10 protein-coding genes are annotated in these 21,665 nt (G+C 53.0%); 3 read left to right on the top strand and 7 right to left on the bottom strand.

Annotation, left to right across the window (positions count from 1 at the left end):
- The first annotated feature begins 100 nt into the window (after positions 1 to 100).
- Both ACYU8Y_RS14190 and ACYU8Y_RS14185 read left to right on the top strand, forming a co-directional pair.
- Positions 101 to 1,375 carry an amidohydrolase/deacetylase family metallohydrolase gene (locus tag ACYU8Y_RS14190; RefSeq protein WP_460938260.1) on the top strand — a complete coding sequence of 425 codons (1,275 nt, stop codon included), beginning with the start codon at positions 101 to 103 and terminating at the stop codon, positions 1,373 to 1,375.
- A gap of 76 nt (positions 1,376 to 1,451) precedes the next feature.
- Complete coding sequence (locus ACYU8Y_RS14185) at positions 1,452 to 2,375, top strand: SMP-30/gluconolactonase/LRE family protein (RefSeq protein WP_460938258.1); 924 nt, start codon at positions 1,452 to 1,454, stop codon at positions 2,373 to 2,375.
- A gap of 187 nt (positions 2,376 to 2,562) precedes the next feature.
- Here ACYU8Y_RS14185 and ACYU8Y_RS14180 read toward each other — a convergent pair whose 3' ends face one another.
- The 5 genes from ACYU8Y_RS14180 to ACYU8Y_RS14160 all read right to left on the bottom strand — a co-directional run bounded on the left by ACYU8Y_RS14180 (position 2,563) and on the right by ACYU8Y_RS14160 (position 14,587).
- Complete coding sequence (locus tag ACYU8Y_RS14180; protein ID WP_460938256.1) at positions 2,563 to 4,830, bottom strand: GH92 family glycosyl hydrolase; 2,268 nt, start codon at positions 4,828 to 4,830, stop codon at positions 2,563 to 2,565.
- 242 nt (positions 4,831 to 5,072) lie between these two features.
- A complete protein-coding gene (locus ACYU8Y_RS14175; protein WP_460938255.1) occupies positions 5,073 to 7,478 on the bottom strand; it encodes a glycoside hydrolase family 3 N-terminal domain-containing protein in 2,406 nt (801 codons plus the stop codon).
- Positions 7,479 to 7,622: 144 nt separating this feature from the next.
- The gene (locus tag ACYU8Y_RS14170) at positions 7,623 to 9,905 is read right to left on the bottom strand and encodes a family 20 glycosylhydrolase (protein WP_460938253.1); all 2,283 of its coding nucleotides are present in this window, start codon (positions 9,903 to 9,905) and stop codon (positions 7,623 to 7,625) included.
- A gap of 40 nt (positions 9,906 to 9,945) precedes the next feature.
- Positions 9,946 to 12,498 (bottom strand): carboxylesterase family protein, encoded by a 2,553-nt coding sequence (locus ACYU8Y_RS14165; protein WP_460938251.1) that lies wholly within the window; start codon positions 12,496 to 12,498, stop codon positions 9,946 to 9,948.
- A 22-nt stretch (positions 12,499 to 12,520) separates the two neighbouring features.
- On the bottom strand, positions 12,521 to 14,587 hold the full coding sequence (locus ACYU8Y_RS14160; RefSeq protein ID WP_460938249.1) for an alpha-L-fucosidase: 2,067 nt from the start codon (positions 14,585 to 14,587) through the stop codon (positions 12,521 to 12,523).
- 289 nt (positions 14,588 to 14,876) lie between these two features.
- Here ACYU8Y_RS14160 and ACYU8Y_RS14155 point away from each other — a divergent pair, with 289 nt between their 5' ends.
- Positions 14,877 to 16,448 (top strand): FG-GAP repeat domain-containing protein, encoded by a 1,572-nt coding sequence (locus tag ACYU8Y_RS14155; RefSeq protein WP_460938247.1) that lies wholly within the window; start codon positions 14,877 to 14,879, stop codon positions 16,446 to 16,448.
- A gap of 145 nt (positions 16,449 to 16,593) precedes the next feature.
- On the opposite strand, the gene ACYU8Y_RS14150 is transcribed toward ACYU8Y_RS14155, so the two are convergent.
- Together ACYU8Y_RS14150 and ACYU8Y_RS14145 are read right to left on the bottom strand one after the other, a co-directional pair.
- Positions 16,594 to 18,195 (bottom strand): SusD/RagB family nutrient-binding outer membrane lipoprotein, encoded by a 1,602-nt coding sequence (locus ACYU8Y_RS14150; protein ID WP_460938245.1) that lies wholly within the window; start codon positions 18,193 to 18,195, stop codon positions 16,594 to 16,596.
- 19 nt (positions 18,196 to 18,214) lie between these two features.
- Positions 18,215 to 21,547, bottom strand: a complete 3,333-nt coding sequence (locus ACYU8Y_RS14145; RefSeq protein ID WP_460938243.1) for a SusC/RagA family TonB-linked outer membrane protein — start codon at positions 21,545 to 21,547, stop codon at positions 18,215 to 18,217.
- Positions 21,548 to 21,665 lie beyond the last annotated feature (118 nt).

Below are 21,665 nucleotides of genomic sequence, written 5' to 3'. Positions count from 1 at the left end.
GCCCGTGCCGAGGAATCTTAAGCTTGACCAATGAGAAGTTTTAAGATTCCTCGGCACGGGCCGCCCCGCTTCGTCGGAATGACAAAAACAACCCTCAACCATGAAAATACCGTTCCTCCTCCTGCTTATTTTCTGCTGCACGCTGTGCATGGCGCAGCCGTACACGGTTGTCATCAAAGGCGGGCACGTTATCGACCCGAAAAACAACATCGACGGCCTTATGGACATCGCTATTGCCGATGGCAAAATTGTCCAGGTCGCTAAGTCGATCGACCCCAAGGGAGCCATTCAGGTAGTGGACGCCAAGGGGTTGTACGTGACACCGGGCCTGATCGACATCCACACGCACGTCTTTTTCGGCACAAACCTCGACCAGACGTACAGCAACGGTCCCAATGCCCTGCCACCCGACGCCTTTACCTTTCGCAATGGCGTGACCACCATTGTTGATGCGGGTTGCTCGGGCTGGCGCGATTTCGAGACATTCAAAAAACAAACCATCGACTTATCGCAGACGCGCGTTTTATCCCTACTCAACATTGTGGGCAGCGGCATGCGGGGCGGCAAATTCGAGCAGAATATCGATGATATGGATGCTCAGAAAACGGCGGATATGGCGAAGAAATACCCCGAGTTCGTCGTGGGTGTCAAACTAGCGCACTTCAACGGGTATGACTGGACGCCTACCAACCGCGCCGTTGAGGCCGGAAAGCTGGCCAACGTACCCGTCATGATCGACTTTGGCGGTAGCACGCCTACGCTATCCATCGAAGAGCTGTTCCTGAAACACCTGCGGCCCGGCGATATATTTACACATTGCTTTGGCCAGTTGAAAACGCGCGAGCCGATTCTGGATGTCACAACCAATAAAGTAAAACCGTTCGTGTGGGAAGCCCAGAAGAAAGGAATCATCTTCGACGTGGGCTACGGGGGCATTAGTTTTGCGTTTTCGCAGGCCATTCCGGCCATCAAAAGCGGGTTTTATCCCAATACCATCAGCACCGATATTCATACCGGGAGCATGAACAACGCCATGAAAGACATGCTCAACGTGATGTCGAAGTTTATGGCGATGGGCATGAATCTCCCGAGCGTGATCAAGGCCAGCACCTGGAGTCCGGCCCAAGCCATCAAACGGCCTGAATTGGGAAGTTTATCGGTCGGCTCCGTGGCCGACGTAGCAATCCTCAAGCTACACGAAGGCAAATTCGAAGTACGGGATACGGGCTATTTCGGTTTCTTCGACTATACGGGCCATAAAATTGAAGGCAAGCAAAAGCTGGAATGCGAAATGACCATTCGCAAAGGGAAGATCGTGTATGACCTCAACGGCATCGCCAACCCGGTTGTGGTAACGCAGCAACCGCGCTCGTAATACACAAGCTTATTTCTCCTTACTTTTGCCAGGCCGGGCTGGTCTCCAACCCGGCTTATACCCTTACGCATCCGTTATGTTTATCTCAATACCCCGTTTCGCCAGCCTGGCCCTGGCCAGTGCCAGCCTCGTCTCTTTATCAGCCGCTACCCTCCTCCCAGCCGTTGATGAGGTAGTCAAATCGAGTATTTTCACCCCAGCCAATGGCTTCACGTCCGGGGTCGAAGGCCCAGCCGTCGACAAGGCCGGCATGGTCTACGCCGTGAATTTCGGCAAACAGGGTACCATTGGCCAGATCACGCCCGATGGGAAAGCGAGCGTTTTTGTCGAGTTGCCGGAGGGAAGCATCGGCAACGGTATTCGGTTCAGTAAACGGGGCGATATGTTTATTGCCGATTACCCGAAGCACAACATTCTGAAGGTGGTCATGGGCACCAAAAAACTCACGGTTTTTGCTAATGAGCCCCGCATGAATCAGCCGAATGACATTGCCATCGACAGCAAAGACCGACTGTATGCCAGCGACCCGAACTGGAAAGAGAATACTGGCAATATCTGGCGCATCGACACCGACGGTAAGGTAACGCTGCTGGAGGCCAACATGGGAACGACCAATGGTATTGACGTGAGCCCCGACAATAAAACATTGTATGTCAATGAGTCAGCACAACGGAAAGTATGGGCGTACGATTTATCGGCCGATGGAAAAGCAAGTAACAAACGACTACTGATCGAGTTCCCCGATTTCGGCATGGACGGTATGCGGTGCGACACGAAAGGAAACCTGTACATTGTCCGATACGGCAAGGGCACCGTGGTTAAACTATCCCCGGCGGGCAAAGTGCTTCAGGAAATTCAGTTGATTGGCAAAAAACCAACCAACATTGCCTTCGGCGGTAAAGATGGCCGCACAGCCTATGTCACGTTGCAGGATCAGGGAAACCTCGAAACCTTCCGCGTCGATACGCCCGGCCAGGAATGGGCCATGCGCCGACAGTAACGGGACCAACGTACGATTATATAGGACTTATTTACCGGGTACTCAACTCTATGTTTTGTCATCCCGACGGCAGGAGGGATCTTCGGTAGCAAACTGAAAAATTCCTTTTACCGAAGATCCCTCCTGCCGTCGGGATGACAGGAAAAGCGCTTGCCGAGGCTCAACTTTAGAAAGCTTAAGCAGATTCCTACTTGAGAACAGATCGTGGCCGGTCTTCCGGCCGAACGCCCCAAGTAGTACCCGGTTTGTTATCCATAATAATCGTCAGCGTGCCACCGTCCAGAATGGCCTGATGCGTGAGATACGATTTCGTGTAGGGTTTGCCATTCAACAGCATCTGCCTGATGTAACGATTCGCCCCCCTGTTGTTCTGTACGACGAGCCGGAACGTCTTTCCACTCGCCAACTGTACCGCTACATCATCGAAGACGGGACTGCCAAACACGTAAGCTCCATTAGCGGGATTGACCGGGTAGAATCCCATGGACGACAGCACGTACCAGGCCGACATCTGCCCGACATCTTCATTGCCAATCAACCCATCGGGCCGGGTCGTGTACATACTATCGAGCACAAAACGCACTTTTTCGGCTGTTTTCCAGGGTTGCCCCACATAGCCGTATAGATAGGTAATGTGGTGGCTGGGCTCGTTGCCGTGGGCATACTGCCCAATCAGGCCGGTGATATCATTCGATGCTTCCTTGCCCATATCGCCTTTGACCACGAACAGTGAATCCAGCTTTTGCGTGAACGCCTTTTCACTCTTGAACAGGGCTATCAATCCTTCTACATCGTGCGGCACCAGCCAGGTGTACTGCCAGGCGTTCCCTTCGGCAAAATCGTCTTTCATGTGCCGGGACATGATAGGGCTGAAGGGTGTTCGCCGTTCGGTATCCGACACACGCCCCCGCATGAATCGCGTTTCCGGATCAAAATACTGCTGGTAGGCTTTGGCTCGTTTGCTGAAGTAGGCGTAGTCATCCTGTTTCCCCAGCTTTCTGGCGACTTGCGCAATAGCCCAGTCATCGATGGCGTATTCGAGTCCCTGGGCTACGCTTTCCACCAGGCTATCGGCGGGTATGTAGCCCTTTGCCTTGACGAATTTCAACCCGCGCTCGTCCAGCATAGCGCTTTTTTTCATGGCCGCAAACGCCCGGTCCACGTCGATTCCGGCAATGCCTTTCAGGCAGGCATCGGCAATAACAGGCATGGCGCTGTTGCCGGGCATGGTGTTGGTTTCATTCCCGACCAGGTGCCAAATGGGAAGTTTTCCCTGCTGATCGCAGATCGCCAGCATACTGTTCACCATGTCCGATACGCGCCGGGGCTGGGTTAAGGTAAATAAAGGATGGGCGCTCCGGTACGTATCCCAGAGCGAGAACGTAGTCATGTTGGCGAAGGTCGCCTTCGTATGCACCTGCTTGTCGGCACCGCGATAGTCGCCGTTGTGGCCGTTGAACAAAGACGGGGCCACCTGCGTGTGAAACAGGGCCGTGTAGAAGATTTTCAGCCGGTTCTGATCGCTGGTTTTCACGATGATCTTGCCCAGCTCCCGGTTCCAGGCGGCATCCGCATCGGCGGCTACCTTAGCAAAGTTCCAGTGGGGCAACTCAGCCCGAATGTTTGCCAGTGCATTGGCCGAGCTAACGGGCGAAATGCCCACTTTTACCAGCACCTGTTCATTAGCCTGGGTAGCAAAACTGACCACCCCTTTTATCCGAACGTCTTTGGCCGACGAGCCCGCAACGGCCGTCTGATCGCTGTAAAGCGCCAATTGCCGAAGGGGTTTGGCGAATACGACCGCAAAATACAACCGCTGATCAGGTGCCCATCCCTTCGAAAAACGATACCCCGCCAACGTCGAATCATTGAGCTGTTCCAGATAGGTTTCCGTTGGTCGATCACCCACGCCTTCGCCGAGATCGAGCGTGATGTGCGCGTCGCTGGACTTGGGGAATGTGTACCGATGCAGCCCTACCCGCTCGGTAGCGGTCAGGGCCACGTCGATGTCGTAGCGCTGCAACTTAACGGCGTAGTAGCCGGGTCGGGCGGTTTCTTCGGTATGCGAAAAGCGAGATGCGTAGCCACTATGACTATCCTTTGTTGTGCCACGACCTAACTTAACGGGGCCGGTTGTTGGCATCAGCAGCACATCGCCCAGGTCACCAATGCCGGTTCCGTTCAGGTGGGTATGCGCAAAGCCGACGATCAGCGAGTCTGAATAATGGTAGCCCGAACACCAGTCCCATCCCTGCGACATCTGCGTTGGGCCCAGTTGAACCGCCCCAAACGGTACGTTTGCCCCCATGAACACGTGCCCATGAAAACCCGTGCCAATAAACGGATCGACGTAGCGGGTGAACCCCAGCGGTTTTTTCGTTTTAGGCGATTGACTTACAGCAACTAGCGGCTGCGTTGCCAGACAGACAGCAACAATATAAATGAGTGTTTTCATAGACGATGTCAAGGCGGTTGAAAAATTACGGTTGTCCACAGACGTATTTTTGTCATGCTGACGAAGGAAGCATCTTCGCGGAGAATACTATTAGCCAATTACCGAAGATGCTTCCTTCGTCAGCATGACAAAAATGAACCGAATTCCCCATGGTCCGTGTCTGCACGGACCACTCACCCGGTAGGTCTATTAAGTCAGCCCACTAGCGGGCCGTGCGGACACGGCCCGAGGAAAAGGCATTCTCACTTCGTCGTGTTCAGATAGATACTGCTCGGCAGCTCAAACTCTTTGGTGAGCCGGATCACATCGGATGATGGCCCAACCATGACAGCAAATGTACCCGCTTCGGCGACCCATTGCCAGGATGCGTTGAGCAATTTAAGGTCATCGGCGCTTAGCTCGAAGTCGATGGTTTTCTGCTCCCCTGCTTTGAGCGGAATCCGCCGAAACTTCTTTAGTTGTTTGATTGGCCCAACCACGGAGCTGACCTTGTCATCAACATACAGTTGAACGACCTCATCCCCATCCCGCGTACCGGTGTTTTTAACCGAAAAAGATACGTTTGCCCTGGTAGCCTTTCCTGTGCCAAGCACCCGTATTGTCAGATTGCTGTAGTCGAACGACGTGTAGCTCAATCCATAACCAAACGCGAAAAGAGGCTTGGCATCGACCTCTACATAATCGTGGCTGGCGGGTTTCTTGGCATTGTAATAAACGGGCAACTGACCAACCGATTTAGGAATCGAGATCGGCAATCGACCCGCCGGGTTGTAGTCACCGGCCAGCACATCGGCCAGCGCATTGCCTCCCTCCTGACCCGGATACCAGGTCGTTAACAGAGCGGGGACGTGCGCGGCTGCCCAGTTCATGTTTAGCGGCCGACCCTGAACGTGTACTAATACAACGGGTTTACCGGTTTTTACAACAGCCTCCAGAAGCTGCTGCTGACGGCCCATCAAATCCAGCGACGACCGGTCGAACCCCTCGCCACTTTCCATGTCACTGATCGATGCTTCTGTCGCGTTGACCGACGCGGCACCGGTTGTCTGGTATTCCGTTTTGAAATCGCGCGCACTGGACCCTCCCAGCACCAGTACCACGACATCGGCAGCACGAGCGGTCTCTACGGCTTCGGCAATACCGGCCGACGACGTATCCCGAATGCTGCACCCTTTGGCGTAAGTTACGCGGGTGCCAGCGCCAAACTTCGTCCGGATTCCCTGAAGCATCGTTATGACTGACCCGGCTGGCTGGGGAGCGGTGTAATCACCCAACTGGTTGTACACATTGTCGGCATTGGGGCCGATGACGGCTATGTGTTTCGTGGTTTTGGCTAACGGCAGCAGGTTGTTTTCGTTCTTTAGTAACACGATTGCTTCCTGCGCGACCTGGCGAGCCAGCTTCACGTGGGAATCGGTTTTCACCCCCGCCGATGCCTTTTGTGGATCGACATAGGGATTATCGAAAAGACCCATCGCAAACTTCTGTCGCAGTACGCGGCTCACCGCCGTATCCAGCACCGCCGTACTTACCTTTTTCTGGCGAATGGCGTCCAGCAGGGCCTTACCAAAACCATACCCGCTCAAATCATCGTCCAGCCCGGCGTTGATGGCCAATGCAGCACCATCGGCGGGCGTAGCCGCTACCCGGTGCGTACCATAAAGTCCCGAAATACTGGTCAGGTCCGATACCGTAAACCCCTTGAAGCCCCATTGATCACGCAGAATCGTTTTCAGCAGATAGGGATTGGCCGAACACGGAACGCCATCGATGGAGTTGTAGGCCGTCATCACCGACAAAGCACCCGCCTTTACGGCAGCCTCGAACGCGGGCAGGTAAGACCGCTGTAGTTCACGCATACCGGGACTGACACTACCACCATTATGGCCCCCTTCAGGTACGCCATAAGCCGCAAAATGCTTGAGCGTCGATATGATATTGACGCCACTCGTCAGGCTTTTCCCCTGGAAACCACGCACCATAGCACTGCCCAGCTGACTGGTCAGAACAGGGTCTTCGCCGTAGGTTTCCTCTACCCGCGACCAGCGAGGTTCACGAGCCAGATCGAGTACGGGGCCGTAGCCAATGTGCGCTCCCTGCAGCCGGGCTTCCTGCGCGATAACGGTAGCCATCTGTTCGATCAAAGCCGGATTCCAGGTACTGCCCTGCCCGAGTGCCGTTGGAAATACCGTGGTGCCGATGGCCATGTGGCCGTGCGGACATTCTTCGGCCAGCAGCAACGGAATGCCCAACCGACTATGCTCCATGGCGTACTTCTGGAGGGCGTTCGTGGCCTGGGCGGCCTGGTCTGGGTTAAGGCCGTTGGTCAGGGTTTTCTGAGTCCAGGGATCAGCCCGCAGGGTAGCCCATAAAGCGCCTATCTTCTGTTCCTGAATGGCCTGTTCGAACTTCTTGCTGACCTGAATCGTAGTGCCCTGTTTATCGTACATCTCCCAACCCAACAGTGTCGACAGTTGGCCCACTTTTTCCTCAACGGTCATCCGTTTCAGGAGATCCTGCACTCGTTTGTCGATGGCTGCTGCCGGATTTTTGTATAGCGGCACGGGTTCTTTGGGCACGCTGGCCGAGAGCGCCATCAGGGCCAGAAAGGTTGCAGCAACGCGTAGCGGGTAACGGAGGGTATTCATTCGATCTCTGCTAAAAAACGAGGGCTTCGACAGCGCCGGACGGCTGGCCGCTGCCATTAAAAACTTTCCATGGTCCGTGAGGACACGGACCATGGGGGCTTTTTTTATCGTGCTGACCAAAGCAGCCGACTTCATAAAACATCATCAATGCGTGAACCAGCTATCGGGAATATCCATTGGCTCGGAGCCGTTGAGGCTGTATTTCAGTTTGAGGGTAAAGCCGCCCCCACCTTCGATAAAATCAGCTTCGAAAGGGTGAGCCCCTTTCTGCAAAGCAACCTGCCCGCTTTTTTCAATTGGAGCGTGGTTGCCGTCATTATCCACCACCATCCGATCCGCGATCCGGAGAATACCACCATCGTCGCAGGTGTAGAAGAAGCTGTACACGCCCGTTTTCGGTACGGTCAGGTACCCCCGAAACTGAATGCCAAAGCTAGGCGCGTTTATCGATAACGGTACAATCACATTATTGATCGTGTAGGTACTGTCGACGGCCTGTAGCTTCATCAATTTCGTTTCTTTGAAAAATTTTTTGATGTAGCTGCACTGTAAACCAGCCTTCGAACCGGTAGCACTAACCGGCACGGCATACGCCTGTTTCTGGTAACGCAGCGAATACACATCGCCCCGAACACCCGATGGCGTAAAGGCCGCCACCTTGATCGTTTGCGGTTTTGTGATAACCAATCCAGTAGGCAATTCCGGAGAACCCGAACCCGGCTGCGATCCGTCGACGGTGTAACGAAGAGTGTAGCTATCAAGTGGTTTTTTGATGTGCAATTCGGCTTTATCGACAAATACGTTCTCTTCGGCAAAGCCGGTCAGATCGGGCAGGCGGTAATGAATGCCCATTTTCTCCAGGCGCAGGAAATGCTGGAGGAGCCGTTCCTGGTAGGCTATAAAATCCTTTTTTGCCGTCCAGACCACTTCCGACAGCGCCGTCATGCGGGGCATCGCCATGTAATCGACGCGGTTTTCGGTTGAGATGTATTCCGTCCAGATGTTGGCCTGCGCACCCAGAAACTGCTTCGTCTGGCTGGCGGTTACGCCTTCGGGAACAACCGCCATGTTATACACATTTTCTACCGACCGAATGCCCGGAGGGCTATCGAAATACAGATTGCTAACCGGCGTCATCACCACATCGTTGCCGTTTTTCGCAGCTTTTTGGGGTGCATCTTTTACCCAGCTACGCCAGTACATGACGGCGGTGGAAGGCTTCAATCCACCTTCGAGCGCATCATCCCAAACCATCAGTTTCCGGCCTTTCGATTGCACAAATTTCTCGATCCGGTGTACGAAATAACTCTGTAGCTCCTCCACGTTTTTGATGCCTTCCCGTTTCATCAACCCGGTGCAAGCGGCCGATTCTGTCCAGGTCGACTTCTCAACTTCGTCGGCCCCGATGTGTATATACGGACTGGGAAACAGGGCGATAACTTCGCTCAGCACCGTTTCCATGAAGGTATAGGTGGATTCGTTGCAAGGACAGATGGGTACAGAAAACGTTTTGCCCATCCCCGGCTGACCCGTACAGCTCAGGAACGGATATGCTTTGATGGCCGAGCTCAAATGGCCGGGCATGTCTATTTCGGGAATGATTTCGATGTGCCGGGCGGCTGCGTAGGCAATCAGGGCGCGCATCTGCGCCTGGGTGTAAAATCCACCGTACTGCGTCTGCCCGTTTTTCTGCTGGATAAACTTCTTCGGCAGCTCGAAGTCGGGATTGGTAGCGGCCCGTTTCAACACGACCGAATCCTGGTTATTGAACGTTCTCCAGGCACCTTCGCTGGTTAATTTGGGGTACGCTTTTATTTCCAGCCGCCACCCCTGATCGTCGGTCAGGTGCAGGTGAAAGGTATTGAATTTGTATAGCGCCAGCCGGTCTATAAACGTCCGCAGGTAGGCCATCGAATAAAAATGCCGCGACACATCGAGGTGCATGCCCCGCCAGGCATAGGCAGGCTGATCCTGAATTTGCACGGCGGGAAGACTCATGGACGTCACAGGGTTTCCCGCTTTTTCAATGGTTATAGGGAGCAACTGGCGAATCGTCTGCACAGCCCGAAACATTCCGACGGGCTTACTGGCTTTCAGCGTCACTTGCTGTGGGGTGATAGTCAGTTCGTATCCTTCAGGATTCGCAATAGCGGGATCGTGCTGAAGGACAATTTTTGACCCGCTCCCCTTCGCTGACAGCGTTTTGCCAAGCCCCTGCTGTAATAGGGCATTCAGTTGGCTGGCTTCACCCGCAAACCGGCCGTCCTGAACCACCAGTGCCGTTTGCGCCGTTACGGTAAACTGCCCCGACGCGGCTTTTAATGACGTTGGATAGGGAATAAGGGGATACCGCCGGGCCAGGTCCTGCGCCTGTCCGGAAGAAGCCATCAAGAGGGCGGTCAAAAAGAGGACGTATACTCGAATCATGTTTACGTAAATGGGCGTTTAAGTTTCTCGTACGATAGGTTTAGTCATGTCCACTCGTTGGCCCATTAACACGGTACTGCTCCGGTGTTAATTGCCAGTTGTTATCGAAGAAGCCAGCCATCCGAACGCCTTTGCTGCCCGTCTGAACCATGTCCAGTCCGAAAATCATGAAGTCGGGGAAACCGCTGGCTCCGGCAAAATACTGGTTGGCTAAAGCCGCCCGCATCCCTTTGACACCCGTTCCGCCAATGACAGCAACCGATGTTGTGGCCGACCCGTTGATGGGCCAGACGAAATAAGCCGCCAGATCATCGCCCTGCCATTGCTGATCGCCCGCCCGCACGCGGTTCCGCTCCAGCTGGATCGGACAGTCGGCCAGGAGTTGTTTCCAGGCCGCATTGTTGGTGGCGTTTCCGAACAGCACAACACCCCGATTGGCATAGGCCGTCAGCGCAAAATCGGTATCGGCAATGATGTCGACAGCGCCATTGCCGCGGTAATACCAGGTTTCGGCATCGTAGCGGGCTTTCTGCAGGTTCAGGTCATTTTCTTCTTTCGTGCCCTTGGTGCCGTATACAAAGACCATTCGGTGATTGAACGCATCTTTGAACGTGCCATTGCGATGTGGTCCTTTCTGGGCGACACCGGGCCGTTGAGCGGGCTGCCACTGCCCATTCTCCCGGCGCAGGAACAGCGTATCCTGTGCACGCACCGTAGTGTAGGTGATGGCCGGTGTACCATCCAGCGTGACTGTCAGGGGCGTTTTTGCCGCGAATTCATTCAGCGCCAATTTCAGCAGAGCCACATTGGTCGTAATACCGGCAATAGCCTTTCCTTTGCGGTTGAGCTGTATGCGGCTATAGAGCAGTGGCTGCGTTTGCTGTTCGATAGAGGCCCAGCGATAGGTTGACGAAATGCCCGGATTAGCCGTCATGAAATCGATCTCGTTGACGGTCGAGTCGACTCCAATCTTGTGCCATTTAAAAAAGTCGAACAACGGTTTCCAGTCCACACTTTCATCGCCAAACCAGTGGCTGCCACCGGGGTATTCATAATAGCTTATATCGGGCTGCGATTCACCCAACAGTTTTCGCATCTGGCGGGCGTAGGTCACGGGGACTGTCCGGTCGGCGTCGCCGTGCAGTACGTAAATACCGAGTGGTTTGTAGTTGCTCGTTAGTTTCAGGACGTCGCTCTGATTCCCGGCCCGTAACAGCATCTGTTCGAGCGGGTCGTTGCTGGTATCCGGAATCACCCCATCGGCAGAACCGTACTCTTTCAGCGTCGGATAACCCGCGCAGGGGGCAATAGCTGCCCATTTGTCGGGATACGTTGCCCCCAGAAACCAGGTGCCGTGCCCACCCATCGAGTGGCCGGTCAGGTATACATGCTGCGGATCGGGTTTGAAGGTATTTTTGGCGATGGCCAATACTTCCAGCGCGTCGATACGCCCCCAGTCTTCCCAGTTGAAACCGCGTGGCCGACGGTTGGTAGCGGCTACCAGATTCCCCCAGTCTTTGGCTTTGTACGCCCGCGCCTGACCGCTGGCTTCTACGCCTGCCCCGTGTACCGACAAGAACAAGGCCGAGGGAGCCGTACTTGCCGACGACTGGGGAGTTACGGCATAATACTGCAAACTACCATCGATCTGACTAATGAATGTCTGGCTATAAGAGGCTTCTGCCGGAACGGCCTCTATTGAAACGGTACCCGCGTCGAGTGCCTTTCCTTTCTGCGTGAGCATCAGTTCGCAGGGGTGTGGTCCTTTCGCCGTAACCCCGCTTCCATCAAACATAAACGCCACTTTTCGGCTCGATAACGCCGGAACGATAGGTATTGCGGTGGTCAGGGTTTTACCCGATAGTTTGCTGGTCAGTTGCAGCCCCAGCAACGGAGTTGTCGAGGTGTTCACGACAACGACAGCGCCTTGCAGCGATGCCCTGGATTCGCCCAACCGGATGCTGGGCAACGTTGGGTCGTCGGTCGATAACAGCGCGGGCCTGTCGGGGAAAGACAGGTTAGCCGTGATCATGACGCCCCGTACGTAAAACTCATTTACGCCTTTTTTGAGCTTGATGGGAATGTGCAGATACCCCATGCTATAGGCATCGCCCATGTGTAACTCGCCATTCACGTACACGTTGCTGTTCCCTTTTATCGTCAGCAATGCTACCTGCTCGCGCGTGGATGGGTAGGTGAGGTACGTATATCCCCCGCCCCCACCGATGCCGCCCCGCAGGCTACCCGCTACCACGCCAGGGCCTGCGGGTGCGCCCCCATTACCCCGATATCCACTCCGAAGCCGGAGCCGGTTCAGGCTATCGGCCGTTACAGCCAGCCATTTAATGTCACCGCCTTTCTCGTCGGCTCCGAACACGGCTCCTTCGGTGGGTTGCCGGAGTGTTCCGCTATACAGTTGGTGCGCCAGCGGATCGGTGTAAATAGCCTCCCGTCCGTAGCGGCTACCGGTCAGGGCAACCAGCCCTTTTGTGAACGTATATGTCTTCGGATCGGGTGTCTTCGAGGCTGTCTGCGCCCCGGCGTAACCCATCGGGAGCAGCGCCATGGCCAGGCAAGTAATTGATTTCAGCATAGTTGAGGTATAACGGGAATAACTATCGGGTTATCACACCCAATTCAGCAATGGAAACAGTAGCATCTTTTTCACCTGTCGTTTCGAGGGCGTCAAATTTCAGGTAACGACCCGACTGCACTTGATCGAAGCGGATCGACTGTCCAACGGGATTATTGTTAATGTTGCTGAAGGTGCCCTGGCTGACAGGGGCCGACCAGGTTTTCCCATCCGGACTCACCGATACGGCGTACCGGTAGACGATCCCCTCTTTTTTGCCGTCCTGGCGGGGCAGGTAGGTAAAGCCCCGCAGCGGCAACGTCTCACCCAGATCCAGAACGACCGATACAGGCTCTTCACCCGCTTTGCGTTGTTGCCAGAATGTATCGGCATTCCCATCAATCAGGCGGTCGGCTCCTTTGCCCGATGCCGGGCCACCCGCCGAGACCACCGTCCATTTGGCGGCACTAATGTCGAACTCCGCTGAAACGGGGCTGCTGGCTTTTTTCATGTTGTCAATAAAGGCGCGGGCCTTAACGGTTCCACCCTGCACCAGCGCAAACGGCTTCCCGAACCGGGGACTAGTGGCTGTCGGCTCCGACCCGTCGGTGGTGTAGGTAATGACCGGGTCCGTGGTGCGGGGACAGGCAATCGTTACCAATCCATCTTTACGACGACTGATGACCGGCGTGACAATGAGTTCGGGCGCGTTGTATAGCTCGATCAACCGAATGAGCGGGCTGGCTTTAGCCTCTTCAATGTTCACCCGGATCTTGCTGGTCGTTACGGTCGGGAAGCGCAGAATACGTCGATTGCCGATGGTCGTTCCCTGTGCAATGGGCTGGTAGTTACCTGCCTGCCAGGCCGATACCGAAAACTTCTTCACGCGCTGGCCCAACGCAATGTACTCTTCAATGAGCAATCGGTTGAGCGTAGTCGACTTACCCAGATCGATATCGAGCGTGGCTTGTTTGGCTCCGTCAGCGGCTGCCCAGTACGTATCGCGGCTTTTATCGAGGATGTTCGTCGCTGCGTAGGCAGGGCCTTTGCTAAAGACACTACTGGCCGTGATCGCTTTGCCCCCCGCCAGATTGACTGATGCCTTATCGGTATAGGCTTTCAACTCCATGAGCCGGGCTACGTCGTTTTCGTGAACCAGCCCCCGACGATCGACGGGCAGGTTGAGCAGCCAGTTGCCATTGCGGCCAATCGAACTGTAATAGATATCGACCAGGTGTTCCAGCGATTTTACTTTCGTATCCTCACTGGCGTGGTAATACCAGCCGGGCCGGATCGAGCAATTCACTTCGATAGGTACCCAGTGCGTGCCGTCTTCGTGACCGAGTGTCAGTTCCCAGTAATTTGGATAGGCCGGATACACCTTATCCCGGTTGAGCGTACTCCAGTTGGTTTCTCCCGCATACCCGTCTTCATTACCTACCCAGCGAATGTCAGGACCGGCATCGCTAAAAATAACGGCGTTAGGCTGATACTGACGCACGGTAGCAATGAAGCCCGGCCAGTCATACACCTGCTTTTTACCATTTGGCCCTTCGCCGTTGGCTCCGTCAAACCATACCTCATACACATCGCCATACTGCGTCAGGACCTCCTTAAGGGTATTTTTAAAGATGTCGTTGTAGTCGGGTGTCCCGTAGGCGGGGTGGTTGCGATCCCAGGGCGACAGGTAAATCCCGAATTTCAATCCGTATTCTTTACAGGCCGCCGACAGGTCTTTCAGGACATCGCCTTTGCCATCGCGCCACGTACTGTTTTTAACCGAGTGTTCAGTAAATTTCGATGGCCACAGACAGAACCCATCGTGGTGCTTGGCAGTGATAATGATCCCTTCCATACCCGCATCTTTGGCGACTTTCGCCCACTGCCGGCAGTCGAGCTGGCTGGGATTGAACTGATTCGCGGTTTCGGTGCCGTGCCCCCATTCTTCGTTGGTGAACGTATTCATGTTGAAATGGACGAAGGCATAATACTTCATTTTATGCCATTCCAACTGGCGGGGCGATGGTACAACGCCGAAGGGGGCTGGCGTTTGGGCAGGTGCCAGCCACGACAGGCCGACGAAGAAGAGAGCAAAGCAGAAAAAACGCATAGAGGCTAGTAAAGAGGCATTCGGAACAGTGCCGCAAGGGGTGGCAAAAAAGACTTACTTTTACAGGAACAGGTAAGAAGCAAAGATACCGCTATTTTAAATTTTATATAAAATCTTCTGCAGTTTTAAAAAAATATTATTAACTATATCGTTAAAGAGCCATCGTGGTCTATATCATTTGGTGGTGTTCACCAATCCGTTTCGCCCGTAAATTTCCTTCAAAGTAGAACTAAAAAAGAAGATAAATTTTACAATAACTCCATTTTCTGTACCGCAACATCATCGTCCAATGCCTTCTTACACAATCGGTTTACTCCTTCTCGTTTCCCTCTGGATCGTCTCTTTTTCCGTTCCTGACCAACCAACGATCAGAGGTAATGCTTTGGCCGCAGGCAAAGATGCAGTGCTACTTGATTCAACCGCCACGGGCAAACAACTAGCTATGCGTCACTGCGGGAGTTGCCATTTGTTTCCTACCCCTGAATTACTGGACAAAAAGACCTGGGTTACGGGCGTCCTGCCGAATATGGCCAGGCGACTCGGGCTCAAACTACCCGAACAGGATACCTTGAAACGGCTCTCGCCCGAAGAAGAAAGGGCGATTCAGGAACTAACTATATATCCGGAAACGGCAGCATTATCCATGCGTGACTGGGCAAAAATTGTTCATTATTATGAACAGGCAGCACCCGCCGAGCCATTACCGCAAAAACCTCATCCATCCGTCACCAACAAACTTCCCTTATTTACGCCGAAGGAACTTGTCCTCGGCGATAAACCCGTCCCGCAAACGACGCTGCTGAAGTATGACAATAACACCGCTCAGCTTTACGTAGGCGATGCCCAAAATGCGGTATACGTGCTCAATTCGCAGCTTCAACTGGCCGATACCTGGTGGATTGATACGCCACCAACGGATATAGATTTCCCCCAAAATGCCGCTCCGAGGCTTCTGACTATCGGCGTTTTCAGTCCATCCGATCAGCACCTGGGCCGACTGATGACGCTGGAACGAGCGGCAAAGCCCGGTTCCAGCCCGATTAACATCCGGGACTTGCCCCGCCCCGTGCAGTTTGCCTCCGGCGACCTCAATGCCGATGGAAAAGACGATGTCGTTATTTGCGGATTCGGCAATAACGCCGGAAAACTGTTCTGGTATGATGGATTCGAACCGACGCAAGAACACGTATTGAAGGCATTTCCAGGTGCCCGCAACGTGGTGATTGCGGACTTCAATCGGGACAAAAGGCCGGATATCATGGTTTTGATGGCGCAGGCGCGGGAAGAAGTTTCTATTTTTTACAACCAGGGCAACGGGCGGTTCAGGGAGAAAACCGTTCTGCGTTTCTCCCCCGTATTTGGGTCCAGTTATGTTGAACTCGTCGATTTCAACAAAGATGGGTTTCAGGATATTCTGCTGGCCAATGGCGACAACTGGGACTATTCAGCCATCAACAAGAACTACCACGGCATACACCTCTATCTAAACGACAAAAAAGATAACTTTAGCGAAGCCTGGTTTTACCCCATGTACGGGGCCAGCAAAGCCATTGCCCGCGACTTCGACAAGGATGGCGATCTGGACATTGCGGCTACATCGTTCTATACGACGCTGGCCCAGCCGGAACAGGGATTTATTTACCTGGTCAACCAAGGCGGGTTGACATTCCAACCGTTCAGCACGCCGGAGGCCGCCAACGGAAAATGGCTAACCATGGAAGCCGCCGACATCGACCGGGATGGTGACCTGGATATTGTGCTGGGTTCTTACTTCCATACGGTTGCCGAAATGACGCAACTGCTTTTCAAAGGCATTACTTCCTTTCCGCAACTGCTGGTGCTGGAGAACAAGAAAAAATGAACGCAATTCACCACACCCCCGTACCCTCTCCTAAAACAGGAGAGGGTACGGGGGTGTGGTAAAACACCAACAACAAAAATGGGCAAGCCAATCGGTTTGCCCATTCCAATTAAATACACTTATTGTCTTACTGGTACCAGGATTCTTATTTCACATCCCAGAAAATCTTGGTTGTCAGGTTGTCGGTTGCTTTTACCGACGCGTAGTTGGCCGCATTATACGATATCTCGTTCCCCGGAATCGTCCACCGAACGGGTGGTAAAGTCTGGTTGTTCGCGTTATCGACCAGGAAGTTCAACACCGGGTAATCCAGCCGGCGAATGTCGGCCCAGTTTTCGTACGGCTGAACCAGGTTATAGTGCAGCCATTTCTGCGTCGCAATCAGCTTTAGTTTGTCGGTGGCGCTGGTTGCGCTGCTCCAGTTGACACCCGTACCGGCAATGTAAGCCGAAATCGACGCTGCCGTTGCCGCCGTTGGCATGGTAGATCCCGTAATACCCGTGGCGTTGGTCAGGGCCAGGATTCCGTTGTAGAACTGTACTGACTGCGTGATGGCGGTCTCGTAAGCCGTTTTCGCCGATGCATCGTTCGCCGTTCTCAAGTAATACTCTGCTTTGATCAAATTCATTTGCGGGGCATTGATCAGAATACCGGGGAAGAACTGATTATGGCTTAACGTGTACCGGTTGTATATGGCAACTTGACCAGCACTATACAGAGCCGTTTGCACGGCTTCTGTAGCCGTAGGATCAATACCTGTGTAGACTCCGGCTGCTTTGGCCCCTGGCTCAAACAGTATTGGCAAACGGGGATCTTTATTGGCATTCATGTTGTCGATGATCGCCTTTCCCGCCGTATTACCGAACCAATCGCCATCTGACGCTATCCCATCTTTAAATCCTTTCGAATTGATGTCCGTGTTGATATCGTACACGTTGATCTGGATGTTCTGCGCGTTCGTTTCCACGATTGGATACGTCGTCGCGTTACCCAGAATCTCAGCCATTTCGGTGTTCGATCGGGTTTTGAAGCTTGCCACGTCCGATACCCGGTTCAGCAGCCGCAGGCGAAGCGAGTTCGTATACCGCTTCCAGGCCGTTATGTCGCCTTTGTTCACGAAATCCTGCGTCTGAAACGATTTCTGGTAACCGGCATTCAACGTAATTCCGTTCAACTCCGTTGCAATCCGTTTCAGGTCGTCGAGCAGGAAGGTGTAAATCCCCTCGGCAGTATCGAACTTCGCACTGGATCCCACATAATCACCCCCGTTTGTACTGAGCAAACCGGCCGTACTGAAGGGAATGGAACCGTGCAGATCGACCATTTTCGCAGTGTAATCATACACATAAACCGCGGCTGCCAGCATGAAAATTTTCCGGTCAGCCTGTTGTTCGGCCGTCTTCGACGCATATACCTTTTGCAGTTCGCGGTACTGCGCCAGCGTGTTGTAATAGTTATACCAAACGTCTTCTATCCCCGACGAACCCGGAACATATTGCCCGGATGCATTGACCCAGCCCGTTGCCTGCGTGTAGCGGTTGATGGATGTACGCAGGGAAACGAAGTAGTACCGGTAGCCGGGAAGTACGTAATCTTTATTGGAATAGAGCACGCCGGTAAACTGCTTCTCTACGGTTGTTTCTGCAATTTTGGCCGGATTGGGGTAGGCGTCGGTAAATTCAGACTCTTTACAGGACACGTTTGCCAGCAAAAGCCCTCCTAAAAACAGAATAGATATTTTTTTCATCTTCATGATTGACATAAGGTTAGAAGCTGGCGCGTAACATGACGCCCATGGTGCGGAACGATGGGTTGTTACCAGCATTGTTGATGTTATCCGACCATTTCGTACCTACGTTGGTTTGTTCAGCATCCAGATCTTTGATGGTTCTGTAGATGAAGAACAGGTTGCGACCAAATACCGACAGGGTCAGGTTTTGGGTACCAATTTTACGAGTGATGTTGGCCGGAATCCGATAGCCGAACGAGATCTCTCTCATTTTGACGTAGGTATTTTCCTTCACGTACAGCTCATAACGAGCATTGCCGTATTGCGGGCCACCCCAGTTGTAGGTGCTGTTGTAGTAAACAGCCTGCGAGATAACATTGGTATTGGCTTCGCCCGTTGGCAGTACGCCGTTCATCAGCATACCATCGTGGTATACCGTTTGACCAGCCGGACCCGCCGATGCCGATGTCTGAACGCCTTTGCCGTTGGCATCTATGTAGTAACTAAGGCCACCATGCTCGGCATCCATAGCCGTAAGACTTTCTTCGGTCAGGCCACGCGACGTCATCCAGTTGATACCCGTTGGCATAATTGAACCACCGTACCGGAAGTCAACCACTACGTCCAGATTAAAGCCTTTGTAAGCAAAGCTATTCAGCAAACCACCGGTTAACTTCGGCATGGAGTTACCCGCTTTTATCCAGTTAGCAGCATCCAGTTGATAGAGACCATTCGGGCCAACCACATTGCGTCCGCTGGCATCTTTCAGGATACCGTGTACGTAGATATCACCCATTGGCTGACCGACTACCGAGCGCAGCTGAGCCGCGTTGCCGTCGTAATCAGCGTGCAGTAACTCGGTCGAGTTGTTGGCTAACTTTTCAACTTTGTTGCTGTTTTTCGCCATGTTCAACGTCAGATCCCAGTTCAGGCCGTTGACATCGCTGCTTCTCAGGGGCGACACGTTCAGGGCCAGTTCCAGCCCCTGGTTTCTCAAAGTACCGATGTTAGCCAGAATGGTTTTAGCACCTGAGGTAGCGGCAATCGTCAGGGGTAGAATCTGATCGACGATTTGTGCATTGTAGTACGACAGGTCGATACCCAGTCTTCTTTTGAACAGTCGGGCTTCAAAACCAAATTCAAACTCGTGTTTCTGTTCTGGCCGTATTTTGTCGTTGCCGTAGTCGCTGCTGATATTGGTGTACAGTACCGAGCTACCACCGCTCTGCTGTACACTCAGGCTTCCCTGGTTGTAGGCATTGTTGGCGCTATAGATGCCTGGGTAGTTACCCACGATACCCCAAGAACCTCTTAGTTTAGCATAATCGACAACCGTTGGTAACCGGAAAATGTCGCTCAGCACAAGGCTTGTATTGACCGATGGGTACACAAAGGCGTTGTTTCCTTTGGCGAGCGTCGATGTACGGTCTCTGCGGATGGTACCTTCAATAAAGAATAAATTCTTATAATCGAAGTTCAGCGTACCCAGGAAAGCATCCCGAACGTAACGGTCGCGGTAGTTGTATGCCGTATTGTAAGATGGCGTATTGACCGAGGCTGAAATGTCAAAGAAATTCTCCGTACTCAACCCACCATTTGTTTCCCGTTGCATTAACGTGTTCAGCATCTTGTTAGCCGTGTAGCCACCTCTAGCCGAAACGATAATGTCATCGTTTATCTTTTTCGTATAGTTCAGCAAAATGTCCGTATATACGTTGGTGTACAGATTATTGCGCATTGCAAAAGAGCCGCTATAGCCAAATGCCAATGGAATCGAGCTGCGTTGCTTGTCTTCCATACGTTCCGAGGTAAAGTCCGTACCAACCCGGCCGCGCAGTGACAGTTCGTCGGTGATCTGCCAGTTCTGGGTGATGCTGGCAATGATCCGGTTGCTATACTCATCGTAGGTATTGGCGCGGGTGCTCCAAACGTAATCGCCGATGTCCGTTTTGAACCCATTCCGGATGATGTTTTCGTTCGGCGTCAGGCTCTGGTTGGTTCCGGTTACAAACTTGTAGCCCTGGCTCGTCTGATACTTGTTGAAATACCAGTCGGCCGACTCAAAGCGGTTCATCATCCCCGAAAAGTTGTTGATCATGCGATCGACTTTAAACGGACGATTGTGGGTGTACTGATTGACGTAGTTGATCATCAGATCTGTTTTCAGCTTTTTGTTTTCGTTAAAGCTGGCGTTCAGGTTCATGATGTTCTTTTCGTTCTTGGCACCGTAGCTGATCATGCCATTGTCCTGGCGAGTATACGAAAAACGCAGGGTCGAGTTTTCCGACGATTTGGACACGGCCAGGTTGATGTTGGCACTGTGCGCATTCTGGAACAGGTCGGCATAACTGTTACCCGATGGCGAATAGGGCCGAACAACGCCATCAAAAGCCATGACGGGTTGCCCGTCGAATTTGGGGCCGAAGTTGACCGTAGCACCTAGCAGTCCGCGGGTATCGCCTTTGCCATCGCCATCGGTATCGTAATAAATGAATCCGTTGGCATCCTGGCCACCGTTGTTGTAGTTCAGCATATAGCCCGGACCTCTCACGTTCTGGTAACGGGGCAGGTACGCGATTTTATCAACACTATAGCTGGCGCTGAAATCCACGCCAATGCCTTTTTTGCCTTTACCAGTTTTGGTGGTTACCAATACCACACCGTTAACGGCTTCAGAACCGTAGAGCGCAGCCGCCGATGCTCCTTTCAGAATCGAAATATTCTCGATGTCGGCCGGGTTCAGATCAAGCAGACCGTTACCCCGTATACGTTGATCGCCCCAGTAGTCGTTGTTGCGGACTTCGCCGTTCCGAATGGGGATACCATCCATCACGATCAGTGGTTGCGTGTTGCCCGTGATAGAGGCTAGACCACGCACGCTGATGCTCACTGCGCTGGTGGCCCCACCCGGCGTAGCATTGATGGTTACGCCCGGCGCTTTACCATACAGGGCGGTCGCGAAGTTTGGCGAGGCCGTCTTGACAAGTGCTTCATTATTAACAACTGCGGTAGCGTAACCAAGGGCCCGCTCTTCTTTTTTGATACCAAGTGCCGTTACAACGACTTCATTGATGGTTGACGCATCCTCTTCCAGCGTTACATCAACGGTCGCTCGGTTGTCGATCGCTACTTCTTTCGATTTGTAGCCAATGAAGGAGAACACGAGCGTTCTGTTCTTGGCAGCCGTAATCGTATATTTACCACTCGCATCCGTTATGGTACCCGAGATACTTCCTTTCACTACAATAGAAACACCGGGTAAAGGCTGGCCATCATTGCCACCCGTAACTCGACCCGAAATTGACTGAGCCAATGCGGGTGTGCTCACTACCAATAATAAGATAATAAGCCTGAGTAAATCTTTTGCCATAGAAAAATTTGTTAAAATAGACTATTAGGGAACTTTAATACAATATTAATAAAATCTTTGAACTAAACCGCATAAAATAAAAATTTTTAATAATTGAGATAGTTTGGCATAATCCCCT

Source organism: Spirosoma humi (assembly GCF_054776575.1).
Note: the sequence above shows the minus strand (reverse complement) of the source record. Positions and strands in the feature narration are given on the sequence as shown.

Coding starts and splice junctions, on each gene's coding strand:
- ACYU8Y_RS14190 (WP_460938260.1), top strand. CDS start 101: ATGAAAATACCGTTCCTCCTCCTGCTTATTTTCTGCTGCACGCTGTGC.
- ACYU8Y_RS14185 (WP_460938258.1), top strand. CDS start 1,452: ATGTTTATCTCAATACCCCGTTTCGCCAGCCTGGCCCTGGCCAGTGCC.
- ACYU8Y_RS14180 (WP_460938256.1), bottom strand. CDS start 4,830: ATGAAAACACTCATTTATATTGTTGCTGTCTGTCTGGCAACGCAGCCG.
- ACYU8Y_RS14175 (WP_460938255.1), bottom strand. CDS start 7,478: ATGAATACCCTCCGTTACCCGCTACGCGTTGCTGCAACCTTTCTGGCC.
- ACYU8Y_RS14170 (WP_460938253.1), bottom strand. CDS start 9,905: ATGATTCGAGTATACGTCCTCTTTTTGACCGCCCTCTTGATGGCTTCT.
- ACYU8Y_RS14165 (WP_460938251.1), bottom strand. CDS start 12,498: ATGCTGAAATCAATTACTTGCCTGGCCATGGCGCTGCTCCCGATGGGT.
- ACYU8Y_RS14160 (WP_460938249.1), bottom strand. CDS start 14,587: ATGCGTTTTTTCTGCTTTGCTCTCTTCTTCGTCGGCCTGTCGTGGCTG.
- ACYU8Y_RS14155 (WP_460938247.1), top strand. CDS start 14,877: ATGCCTTCTTACACAATCGGTTTACTCCTTCTCGTTTCCCTCTGGATC.
- ACYU8Y_RS14150 (WP_460938245.1), bottom strand. CDS start 18,195: ATGAAAAAAATATCTATTCTGTTTTTAGGAGGGCTTTTGCTGGCAAAC.
- ACYU8Y_RS14145 (WP_460938243.1), bottom strand. CDS start 21,547: ATGGCAAAAGATTTACTCAGGCTTATTATCTTATTATTGGTAGTGAGC.